Origin of the sequence: Xanthomonas sp. WHRI 10207, from assembly GCF_040202975.1 — a bacterium.
In the GTDB taxonomy this organism is placed as follows: domain Bacteria; phylum Pseudomonadota; class Gammaproteobacteria; order Xanthomonadales; family Xanthomonadaceae; genus Xanthomonas.
In genome coordinates this window covers 435,176-446,947 of the sequence record NZ_JBEGDX010000003.1, presented here as the reverse complement: position 1 = coordinate 446,947, position 11,772 = coordinate 435,176, and the positions used below count along the sequence as shown (strand labels likewise).

At 66.3% G+C, this 11,772-nt stretch carries 7 protein-coding genes; 5 read left to right on the top strand and 2 right to left on the bottom strand.

Going from position 1 to position 11,772, the window contains the following annotated elements:
• Positions 1-11 precede the first annotated feature (11 nt).
• Positions 12-1,532, bottom strand: coding sequence for a peptide MFS transporter (locus tag ABQU90_RS12415; RefSeq protein ID WP_055853290.1), 1,521 nt, complete (start codon positions 1,530-1,532; stop codon positions 12-14).
• Between the two features lie 547 nt (positions 1,533-2,079).
• A complete protein-coding gene (locus ABQU90_RS12410) occupies positions 2,080-2,976 on the bottom strand; it encodes a tryptophan 2,3-dioxygenase (protein WP_323522772.1) in 897 nt (298 codons plus the stop codon).
• Positions 2,977-3,937: 961 nt separating this feature from the next.
• On the opposite strand from ABQU90_RS12410, the gene ABQU90_RS12405 reads away from it, so the two are divergent.
• From ABQU90_RS12405 to ABQU90_RS12385, 5 genes are all read left to right on the top strand, one after another.
• Positions 3,938-7,525, top strand: coding sequence for a lamin tail domain-containing protein (locus ABQU90_RS12405; protein WP_323521122.1), 3,588 nt, complete (start codon positions 3,938-3,940; stop codon positions 7,523-7,525).
• A gap of 177 nt (positions 7,526-7,702) precedes the next feature.
• Entirely contained in the window at positions 7,703-8,791 is a 1,089-nt protein-coding gene (gene pdhA / locus ABQU90_RS12400) for a pyruvate dehydrogenase (acetyl-transferring) E1 component subunit alpha (RefSeq protein ID WP_104614330.1), read from the top strand.
• Positions 8,784-9,854 (top strand): alpha-ketoacid dehydrogenase subunit beta, encoded by a 1,071-nt coding sequence (locus tag ABQU90_RS12395; RefSeq protein ID WP_055853297.1) that lies wholly within the window; start codon positions 8,784-8,786, stop codon positions 9,852-9,854. Before pdhA ends, ABQU90_RS12395 begins: the two co-directional genes overlap by 8 nt.
• A 1-nt stretch (position 9,855) precedes the next feature.
• Positions 9,856-10,239, top strand: coding sequence for an SH3 domain-containing protein (locus ABQU90_RS12390; protein ID WP_323521121.1), 384 nt, complete (start codon positions 9,856-9,858; stop codon positions 10,237-10,239).
• Complete coding sequence (locus ABQU90_RS12385; RefSeq protein WP_323521120.1) at positions 10,236-11,765, top strand: dihydrolipoamide acetyltransferase family protein; 1,530 nt, start codon at positions 10,236-10,238, stop codon at positions 11,763-11,765. The genes ABQU90_RS12390 and ABQU90_RS12385 overlap by 4 nt, the downstream gene beginning before the upstream one ends.
• The last annotated feature ends 7 nt before the right edge of the window (positions 11,766-11,772 follow it).

The following is an 11,772-nucleotide window of genomic DNA, read 5'->3' as shown; positions in this document are numbered from 1 at the left end:
CGCTTTTCTCCTCACTTCACACCATGCATCAGTTTGTTGATCAGCGGCGCGATCAGGAACAGCAGCGCGCCGGCGCCCACCAGCGCCCAGAACCCGAAGGTATACCCGCCCAGCGCCGACGACACGCTCATGCCTTCGCTTCCGCTGACATGGCCGGCAAAGATACCCGAGAGGTTGTTACCGATGCCGGTGGACAAAAACCAGCCACCCATGCCGAAACCGACCAGGCGCACTGGTGCCAGCTTGGTCACCATCGACAAGCCGATCGGCGACAGGCACAGCTCGCCCACCGACTGGATGACGTAGACCATGAACAAGGTCCAGAACGGGATCTTGCCGGCATCGTTGACCAGGCTGGACAACGCAAACATCAGCAGCAGGAAGGCCAGGCCGTTGAACAGCAGACCCAGGCCGAACTTGCGCGGAATCGACGGATTGAAGCGGCCGGACTTGACCCAGATCCACGCGATGACCGGCGCCAGCGCAATGATGGCGATCGAGTTGACCGACTGGAACCACGCCGTCGGGAAGGTCCACGCGCCGAAGTTGCGGTTGACGATGTTGTCGGCCAGGAAGGTGAACGAGCTGCCAGCCTGTTCGAAGAACATCCAGAACAGCACGTTGAAGGCGAAGACGATCAGCATCGCGATCACCTTGTCGCGCTGCACCTTGCCCTCGCGGATACCTTCGACCAGCAGCATCACCGACAGGCCGATAAACAGCACCGTCAGCACGATCTGCAGCACATCGGCGCCGACAGCCAGCAAGAAGTACACCACCGGAATCGCCAGCACGCAGCCGGCCAGCACCATCAGCACACGGCCGATGCCCTGCGCGTCCGGTGCGGGTGCACCAATGCCCTTGAGCTGCGCGCGGCCGATCCAGAACCACACCAGGCTGATCAACATGCCCACGCCGGATGCCATGAACACCATCTTGTAAGCCGGCATGGCCTCGGTGCCGAAGACCTTTTCGGCCAGCAGCTGGGTCAACACCGGCGAGATCATCGCGCCCAGGTTGATGCCCATGTAAAAAATGGTGAAGCCGCTGTCGCGGCGCGGATCGGCCACCGAATACAGCTTGCCGACCATGGTGGAGATATTCGGCTTGAACAGCCCGTTGCCGACCACCACGGTCGCCAGGCCGATCTCGAACATGGTGTGGTCGGGGATGGCGATCAGGAACAGGCCGGTCGCCATCACCGCAGCGCCGACCAGGATCGAGCGCTGGTAACCGAGCACACGGTCGGCCACATAACCGCCGAAGATCGCCGCTGCATACACCAGCGCCAGATACGCGCCGTAGGTACGCCCCGCCGGCGCCTGGCCGGTGGCATCACCGCCAAAGAACTGCGCCACGATGTACAGCACCAGCGCCCAGCGAATGCCGTAGAACGCAAAGCGTTCCCAGAACTCGGTCATGAACAGCATCCACAGCGGCCGGGGGTGACCAAGCAGCGTGGGGAACTCGGGAGGCGCAGGCGGCTGCGGCGGGGTGGAAGCGGATGTCGGCGCAGTTGCGTCAACGCTCATGTGGTGTCCCTTGCGTATTCAGTAATGGCTGGGTGCCCCAGGGCGGAACCCTGGGCGACGCGCGAGGATCACTTAGACGTCATGTACGCGTCAAATTCGCCGGAGTCGGCGGCGTGATGGGGATGGGTGGAGTGGCCGGGTGTTGTTGGGTTTGCTGCGTATCCTCCACCAGCGTGCGCGACACCATTTCCACATCTGTGATGTTCTTTTGGCGGCCCTTTGGGTGATCAGTGGGTTGGTCGGTAAGGCGACCAAGGCGCTGCCGGTCAGCGGTAACCAACCCGCATCTCCCACCGCCGCATGCCCGCTTCCGCTTCTCCGGCCGGGAGAAGCTGCCCGTAGGGCGGATGAGGGTGCGATGTCGCTGGGTGGTGCCGATCGCCGAAATAAGAGCATCAGCAAGCGGCTGATCCCGGGGATGAGGCCCGTACCCTCACCCCAACCCCTCTCCCGACGGGAGAGGGGCTTCAAGCGACTGCTTTCCCGAGTAAGTGCTCTCCCGAGTTTCAGCGCGCGCGCCCCTGCGTTGCTAAGCTTTTTGCCTCGCTCAGCGCTTCCCCGCGTCCGCACTCCCCCCCGGCGCCCGGCTTTCCACACCCACCGAGGTGCGGACGTCGAACAGTTCCGGGAAGAACGTCAGCGCCAGCGCCTGCTGCAAAAATCCCACGCCGCTGGAGCCGCCGGTGCCGCGCTTGAAGCCGATCACCCGCATCACCGTGCGCATGTGGCGGAAGCGCCAGAGCTGGAACTGGGTTTCCACATCCACCAGGTCCTCGCACAGCGCATATTCGCGCCAGTAGCGGTCGGTGTTTTCGTAGATGCGCTCGAACACCGGGCGCAAGGCGTCGTCTGCCACATGCGCGGCGGTCCAGTCGCGGGTTTGGTACTGCTGCGGAATCGCATGGCCGAAGCGGGCCAGATAACGCAGGAATTCTTCGTACAGACTGGGCGCTTCGAGCACTTCGCGCAGGCGCTCCTGGCCCTGCCGGTCATAGGCGAACACCTGCAGCATCTGCGGGTTTTTGTTGCCCAGCAGAAACTCGATATAGCGGTATTGCAGCGACTGGAACCCTGACGAGGGGCCGAGCACATCGCGAAATCCCATGTATTCGCTGGGCGTCAGCGTCTCCAGCACCGACCATTGCTCGGTGAGCTGGCGCAGCACCTGCTTGCTGCGCGCCAGCACCTTGCGGCACTGCCAGACCTCGTCGCGCTGCAGATGCACGATGGCCGCGCGCAACTCGTGCGCCAACAGCTTCAACCAGAGCTCGGAGGTCTGGTGCTGGATGATGAACAGCATCTCGTCGTGGTGCGCCGGCTCGGACAGCGGCTGCTGCGCGGACAACAGCTGATCCAGCCGCAGATAGCCGCCGTAGGTCAGCCGCCCCTCCAGATCGGTGTGGATGCCGGGTTCCAGGTCACGCAGGTTCTTGTCGACGGGCATGGCAGTGCAGATGGATCGGGCCGGTCAGGGTAGCTCAGCGGTAGGGAGTAGGGAGTAGGGAATCGGGAATCGGGAATCGGGAATCGGGTCAGGGTCAGGGTCAGCGGTTGGCTTTGCTGTTGCGAGTTCAGAATGGAATGCGAGTCGTCGCTGAGGTGGAACTGAAAATCCGCGCGTGCTGTCGAGGTCGAAGGCGATTCGAGGTGTCGGGCCAGTGAGGCCGCGTCCCTGGCGACCGGGATGGATGAAAGTTGATAGTGGAATGCACGTCGTCGCCGAGGTGGAACCGGAAAGCCGCGCAGGCAGTCGAGGTCGACGGCGATTCGAGGCGTCGGGCCAGTGAGGCCGCGTCCCTGGCGACAGGGATGGATGAAAGTTGATCGTGGAATGCACGTGGCCGCCGAGGTGGAACCGAAAAGCCGCGCGTGCAGTCGAGGTCGAAGGCGATTCGAGGCGTCGGGCCAGTGAGGCCGCGTCCCTGGCGACCGGGGTAGATGAAACGGGCGTCCGTTGCTTGCAAGCATCTCGGTGCGACTCGGCGCAGATGGCTGCGGCCTTTTGTTGCGCCCGGTTCGGGGATGGGCGGGCACATTCCGAGTTGCCTGGTTGCCTGGTTGCCTGGTTGCCTGGTTGCCTGGTTGCTTGGTTGCTTGGTTGCTTGGTTACCAGGCTGCTTGCAGCGCTGGAGAACCATGCAAGGGCCAGCCGGTGCCTGCACCGGATGCCGCGCGACCCGGCGACACATCAAACGCCACACGTCCAGGCGTGTTCGACGCCGGCACTTATTTCGCTTCTGAACCACCCGGCCAGCCGCCAGTGCAGTCTCAGCCAGTGCACCGCTGTCACAGTATCGTCAACCAAGGTCTGCAAATTCATGCAGAATCGAACGGCGCTGCCGGCCAGGGACGTGGCCGGACCAGGGGAGCGTTTCACGTCTCAAGGATCAGGGGACTCTCATCTCATGCATGTGTTGCAGCGTCGTGCAGCCGTATTTCTCTGTGCGCTGGCAGTTGCCGGCCACGCCAATGCCCAGGTCGTCATCAGCCAGGTCTATGGCGGTGGCGGCAATAGCGGCGCCACCCTCCGCAGCGATTTCATCGAGCTGCACAACATCGGCAGTACCACGGTCAGCCTCGACGGCTGGTCGGTGCAGTACGCCTCGGCCGCCGGCAGCAGCTGGCAGGCCACCCCGTTGGCAGGCAGCGTGCCGGCCGGCGGGTATTACCTGGTCAAACAGGCCGATGGCAGCGGCGGCAGCGTTGCACTGCCCACGCCCGATGCCACCGGCACCCTGGCCCTGAGCGGTACCGCCGGCAAGGTAGCGCTGAGCACCACCGCGTCCGCACTGAGCGGCACCTGCCCCACCGGCAACGCCGATCTGGTCGGCTATGGCAGCAATGCCAGCTGCGCCGAAGGCAATGCGCCCACGCCGGCCCCCAGCAACACGCTGGCGGTGCTGCGCGGTGGCGATGGCTGCACCGATACCGACAACAACGCGGCCGATTTCGCCACCGGCGCCCCCACGCCGCGCAATAGCGCCAGCGCTGCGCGCCTGTGCAGCGGCGGCGGCCAGCCGATCGCCACGCTGGCCGATGTCAGCCAGGCCGAAGGCAATAGCGGCAGCCGCAGCGTCGTATTCACGCTGAGCCTGAGCCAGCCGGCCGGTGTGGGCGGGGTGAGCTTCACCGCCGCCACGCGCGATGGCACGGCCACCGCCGGCAGCGACTACATCGCCCTGCCCGCGACCACTGTGCGCATTGCCGCAGGCGACCGCACGGCCACCATTTCGGTGGATGTGCTCGGCGACACCCTCTCCGAGCCGGACGAGCGCTTCAGCCTGCAGATCAGCGGCCTCACCGGCGCGTTGCCGGCCACGCTCAGTGCCACTGGCACCATCGTCAACGACGACTTCAATCTGTTGCCGATCCACAGTATCCAGGGCAAAGGCGCACGCTCGCCGCTGGACGGCCAGGTGGTGGCCACCTCCGGCATCGTGACCGCACGCCGCAGCGCCGGTTTCTTCCTGCAGGCCCCGGATACCGAGGCCGACGCCGACCCCGCCACCTCCGAAGGCGTCTACGTCTATACCGGCAGCGCCCCGCCGGAAGCGGCCGTCATCGGCAACCGGGTGCGCGTACAGGGCACGGTGATCGAATACGTGCCCACCGCCGACCCGACCCAGCCGCCACTGACCGAAATCGGCGGCAGCGTCACCGTGCTGGCCGATTCCACCGGCAACCCGCTGCCGTCGCCGGTGCTGTTGCGCCCGGACTTCCCCAACCCCAACGGCGCCTTCGATCAGCTCGAAGCGCTGGAAGGCATGCGCGTCGCCGCGCCCAGCCTCACCGTCAATGCGCCCACCGGCGGCAGCGTCAACGAGACCAACGCCACGGCCACCAGCAATGGCGTGTTCCATGCGGTGGTCACCGGCGTGCCGCGCGCCTTCCGCGAACCCGGCGTGCAAATGCCCGACCCGCTGCCGGCCGCCGCGCCTGTCGGCGTGCCGCGCTGGAACACCAATCCGGAAGTGATCGCCGTCGGCAGTGCCGGCGTCGGCGCCGAGCGGCTGGATCTGGCCGCTGGCTGCCAGGTGCTCAATGTGGTCGGCCCTCTGGATTACAGCTTCCGCCGCTACACGCTGTACCCCGAGCGCACCCCGCAGGTGAGTTGCAACGATGCGGATAAACCGCGTCCGGCACCGATGCCGCAGGCCGACGATGTGTCCGTGGCCACCTACAACATGGAACGTTTCTTCGACGACCAGAACGACCCGGCCATCGGCGAACCGGTGCTCACCCCGGCCGCGTTCCAGGCGCGCCTCAACAAGGCTTCGCTGGCGATCCGCCGTTATCTGCATCTGCCCGACATCCTGGGTACGGTGGAAGTGGAAAACCTCAGCGTGTTGCAGGCATTGGCGGCACGCATCAATGCCGATACGGCAGGCTCCGGCCAACCGAATCCGCAATACGTGGCCTACCTGCAGGAAGGCAACGACGTGGGCGGTATCGACGTCGGCTTCCTGGTCAAGACCGCCGACGTTGCCGCCGGCGTGCCACGCGTGGAAGTGCTTTCCATCGCGCAGGAAGGCAAGACCACCACCTGGACGGAGCCGGCGGGCGCTGTCAGCCTGCTCAACGACCGCCCGCCGCTGGTGCTCACGGCCAACGTGCGTCAGGTCGACGGCCGCGTGCTGCCGCTGACCGCCATCGTGGTGCATCAGCGCTCGCTCAACGGCGCCGAGACCGACGACGCAGCCGGCACCCGCATCCGCGCCAAGCGCCAGGCCCAGGCCGACTATCTGGCGCGCCTGCTGCAGACGCGTCAGCAACTCAATCCGGCAGAAAACGTGCTGGTGATGGGCGACTTCAACGCCTTCGAGTTCAACGACGGCTATGTGGATGCGATGGGCACCGTCACCGGCAAACCGGCGCCGGATGTGCAGACCGTGGTGGGCGGCGATGGCGTGGATCTGGTCGACCCGGACTACACCGATCTGACCTGGTTCAACACGCCCGACCAGAGCTACTCGTACGCCTTCGATGGCAACGTGCAGTCGCTGGATCACATCCTGGCCAACGCGGCACTGATGCGCGCACCCAACATCGCCTCGCTGTCGGTGGGCCATGCCCGCATCAATGCCGATTTCCCCGGCACCGCGCGCAACGATGCCAACACGCCCACCCGTCTTTCGGATCACGATCCCACCGTGGTGCTGTTGCGCATGACTCCGCAAGTCAACGCGGACCTGGGCGTGGCAGTCAGTGCCGCACAGGCGCAGGTCACCGAAGGCGAGCGCATCGACTTCCGTGTGGATGTGGAAAACCGTGGACCCGACAGTGCAGCGTTTGCAGCAGTGGCATTTGCCTTCGATGCAGCGGTCAGCCCACGGCTAACTGCGGCACCGGGTTGGAGCTGCCTACCGCCGGAAACCGGCACCCAGACTGTGGTCACCTGCACCATCGCCTCGCTGGCATCCGGCAACGCACAAAGCTTCGCCGCGCAGGTCGAAGCTAGCTCGCAACTGGCCGGACGCACCCTCACCCTGGCCGCCTCGGTGGCCTCGCAATCGCCCGACCCGCAGCCGGACAACAACACCGACACCGCGGCCGTCGTGGTACAGGCACGGCCGCAGCCGCGTAGCGACCTGGCGGTGCGCTTCGATGGCCCGGCCAGTCTGCCGACCACCGCGTTCAACGCCAGCTATCGCGTGCTGCTGGACAACGTCGGTGCCGCGCCGGCGCAACGTCCCGGCCTGGTGATCGAAGGCAATACGGTGTCTGCGTTGTCGCAGCTGGTGCCGCCGCAGGGCTGGCGCTGCGACAAGCAGGTGCAATCGCTGCGCAGTGCCCGCTTCGTGTGCAGCAGTGCGGCAGTGGTGCTGCCGGGCGCGCAGCTGGCCTTCCAGCTGACCGTGGCGGCCAAGCCGATCCCGGCCGACGGTGCCATCCGCGTGCAGGCAAGTGCCACATCGGCATCGCCGGATGCCAACCCGGCCAACGATTCGGCGCTGATCGTCACCCCGATCGGAGGAGGCGCCGGCCGCCGCTGATCGCAGTGCACCACGTCGCAGTTTCTTACTGCGACAAAGGGCGCGGCCTGGTCCGCGCCCTTTTTTTTGTGCATGCCAGCATCATTATGTGTTGCGGTGCAGGACAGCGTTTTGCTTCGCCGTCCTTAACATGGCAACTCATATCATTTGAAACTTCTTGATGAAGGTGTCGCCGCAATGAGCGTAGCCGCGCAGTTCCAGATCGACTATCTGCAATACATGGACGCGGACGGCAACTTCGTCCGCGACGACCTGCCGGCCGACGCCGCCAACCCGCAAACCCTGCTCGCCCTGTTCAAGCGCATGCTGTTCGTGCGCACCTTCGACAGCAAGTCGGTGGCCCTGCAGCGCACCGGCAAGCTCGGCACCTACGCTGCCAGCCTGGGCCACGAAGCCACACATGTGGGCATCGGTGCCTCGATGCGCAGCGGCGACGTATTTGCGCCCAGCTACCGCGAGTACGGCACCATGTTCGAGCGCGGCGTACGCCCGCGCGATGTGCTGCTGTACTGGGGCGGCGACGAGCGCGGCAGCGATTATCCGCGCGATGCCGATGCGGCCATCGACTTCCCGATCTGCGTGCCGATTTCCACCCAGTGCCTGCATGCGGCCGGCTCGGCGCTGTCGTTCAAACTGCAGAACAAGCCGCAGGTGGCCGTGGCCTGCTGCGGCGATGGCGGCAGCTCCAAGACCGACTTCTATGCCGCGCTCAATTCGGCCGGCGCCTACAAGCTGCCGCTGATCCTGTGCGTGATCAACAACGGCTGGGCGATCTCGGTGCCGCGTTCGGCGCAGACCGGTGCGCAGACGCTGGCGCAAAAGGGCTTGGCCGGCGGCCTGCATTGCCTGCAGGTGGATGGCAACGATCTGATCGCGGTGCTCGAAGCGATGCGTCAGGCGCGCGTGCGTGCGCTGGCCGGCGAAGGCGGCACGGTGATCGAGTTCATGACCTATCGCCTCACCGACCACACCACCGCCGACGATGCGCGCCGCTATCGCGGCGAAGACGAAGTCAAACAGGCCTGGACGCGCGAACCGCTGCTGCGTCTGCGGACCTATCTCACCGCGCAAGGTCTGTGGGACCAGGCGCAGGAAGACGCGTGGAAGACCGAATGCGGCGCGCGTATCGACGAAGAGGTCAACGCCTATCTCAATACCCCGGTGCAGCCGGTGGAGGCCATGTTCGATTACCTCTATGGCGACCCGCCGGCGCAGTTGCTGGCGCAGCGCGCCGAAGTGATGGCCCTGGAGGCGCGTCATGGATGAGCTCAAGCAGGTGCATGCGGAAACCTCGCACCACGCCAGTGCCCCCTACAACGCCGCAGCCACGCGCGGAGACAGTGCCATGAGTTCGCCCATCACCTTGATCGAAGCCATCACCCAGGCGCTGGCCTGGGAGTTGGAGCACGACCCCGCAGTGCTGGTGCTGGGCGAGGACGTCGGCGTCAACGGCGGCGTGTTTCGCGCCACCGCCGGCCTGCAGCAGCGCTTCGGCAGCGAGCGCGTGCTCGATACCCCGTTGGATGAAACCACCATCGCCGGCCTCAGCGTCGGCCTGGCCGCACAAGGCATGAAACCGGTAGCCGAAGCGCAGTTCGACGGCTTCGTGTATCCCATGGTCGATCACCTGATCTGCCACGCCGCACGCCTGCGCAACCGCACCCGTGGCCGCCTGCATTGCCCGATGGTGCTGCGCGTGCCGTGGGGCGGCGGCATCCGCGCGCCGGAACATCACAGCGAAGCCAACGAAGCCATCTTCACCAACGTGCCCGGCTTGCGCGTGGTGCTGCCGTCCTCGCCGCAGCGCGCCTACGGCCTGTTGCTGGCCGCGATCCGCGACCCGGATCCGGTGATCTACATGGAGCCCAAGCGCATCTATCGGCAGTACAAGGAAGTGGTCGCCAACGATGGCGAGGCCTTGCCGCTGGATGTGTGCTTCGTGCTGCGCGACGGCACCGACGTCACCCTGGTCACCTGGGGCGCGCAGGTCAAAGAAGCGCTGGAAGCGGCCGACAAACTCGCTGGCGAAGGCATCAGCGCCGAAGTCATCGACGTGGCCACGCTGCGCCCGCTGGATTTCGACACCATTGCCGAATCGGTGGCCAAGACCGGCCGCTGCGTGATCGTGCAGGAGGCCCCGCGCACCGCCGGCTTCGGTGCCGAAATCGCCGCACAGCTCGCCGAAAAATCGATGTACGACCTGCTCGCGCCGGTCGAACGCGTCACCGGTTACGACACACATATCCCGCTGTTCCGGCTGGAAATGAAGTATCTGCCGAGCGTGGAGCGCATCGTCACGGCAGCGCGCCGTGCGGTGGCTGCCGGCTGACATGCGCGCCCGTCTGCTCTGCGATCACCGCGCCAGAGTCGTTAATCCGATCCGCTTCCGTGCCGGCCAACAGGTCGGTATCGGCGTACGCGATGAAGAATGGCCGGCGTTTGCCTGGGTCAACACTGGCGAAGGCCATGCCGGCTGGGCGCCGGTGGCGTGGCTGCGCCCGATGGGCGATGGCCGGGCCGAAGCCCTGCGCGATTACGACGCACGCGAACTCGATGCCCGCCAGGGCGAGGACGTGTTGCTGCACTACGAACACGGTGGTTGGTGGTGGTCCGAGCGTGCCGATGGCGCGCAGGGCTGGCTGCCGGCAGCCGATCTGGAACTCCTCGACGACACCACGCCGCAGTTGCCTGCGGTGCAAGAGAATCTGCCATGAGCGAAGCGAAGAATTTTCATCTGCCCGATCTGGGCGAAGGCCTGCCCGATGCCACCATCGTCGAGTGGTTCGTCAAGGAGGGCGACACGGTGCGCCTGGACGACCCGCTGGTGTCGATGGAAACCGCCAAGGCGGTGGTCGAGGTGCCGTCGCCGTTTTCCGGCACCGTGGTCAAGCTGGCCGGCGCGGCCGGCGATGTGATCGTGACCGGCTCCATGCTGGCGCAGTTCGCACTGGATGCCTCGCAGCCGCAACGCGCCGATGGCCAGGACACCGGGCATGGTCACGGCGGCAGCGCGCAGGCGGCCACGCCGAGCACCGGACAGAGCGCGGCGGGCCCCACCGACCGCGTGGTCGCCTCCGACAACGGTGGCGAAATTGCCGATGCCGACGCAAATGCAGCTTCCGATGCGGCAGGCGAGCGCGATGACGCCGGCACCGTGGTCGGTGCGATGCAGAGCTCCAACACCGTGCAAAGCGAACAGGCCATCGCGGTCGGTGGCGTCCGCGCCATGCCGGTGGTGCGCGCGCTCGCGCGCAAGCTGCGCGTGGATCTGACGCAGGTCCGCGCCACCGGCCCGGACGGCACGGTGACGCTGGCCGACGTGAAGCAGGCTGCCGCGGCAGGGACCGCGCAGCCCTCACCCGGCACGCAGGGCGCGCCGACCTCTCCCGCCAGCGGGAGAGGTGGCTCGTTCGCCAGCGGTCCGTTCGGTGAAGGTGGCAGAGCCAATGGGATCGCTGCCGACGGCCGCGATCGACCGGCAACGGCAACCCTTCTCCCGTCTGCGGGAGAAGGTGCCCGCAGGGCGGATGAGGGCCAGCACCGCTCCGCACTCTCCACCAGCGGCAAACCCATGCGCACCCAGCCGCCAGGCGTGGTCGCCAAAGGCCAGCCCGAGCAGCTCAAGGGCGTGCGGCGCAACATGGCGCGCGTGATGGCCGATGCGCACAGCAAGGTGGTGCCGACCACGCTCAACGACGACGCCGACCTGCACGCCTGGCAGCCCGGCAACGATGTCACCGTGCGGCTGGTGCGCGCCATCGTGCGTGCGTGCCAGGCCGTGCCCGCGCTCAACGCCTGGTTCGACGGCGATGCGCTCAGCCGCACCCTGCACCACCAGGTCGATATCGGCATTGCGGTGGATACCGAAGAAGGCCTGTTCGTGCCGGCGCTGCGCAATGCCGACATGCTGGATGCGTACGGCATCCGCGAAGGCGTCAACCGGCTGCGCCAGCAGGTGGAAACCCGCAGCATCGCCGCCTCCGAATTGAGCGGCTACACCATCTCGCTGTCCAACTTCGGCATGTTCGCCGGCCGCTATGCCACCCCGGTAGTGGTGCCGCCGTGCGTGGCCATCGTCGCTGCCGGGCGCGCGCGTTACCAGCTCACCCCAGTGATGGGCGGGGTGGAAACGCACAAGGTGATGCCGCTGTCGCTAACCTTCGATCACCGCGCCGCCACCGGCGGTGAAGCCGCACGCTTCCTGCGCGCCATGCTGGACGATCTGGCACTGGCGCAGTAATCGCCCT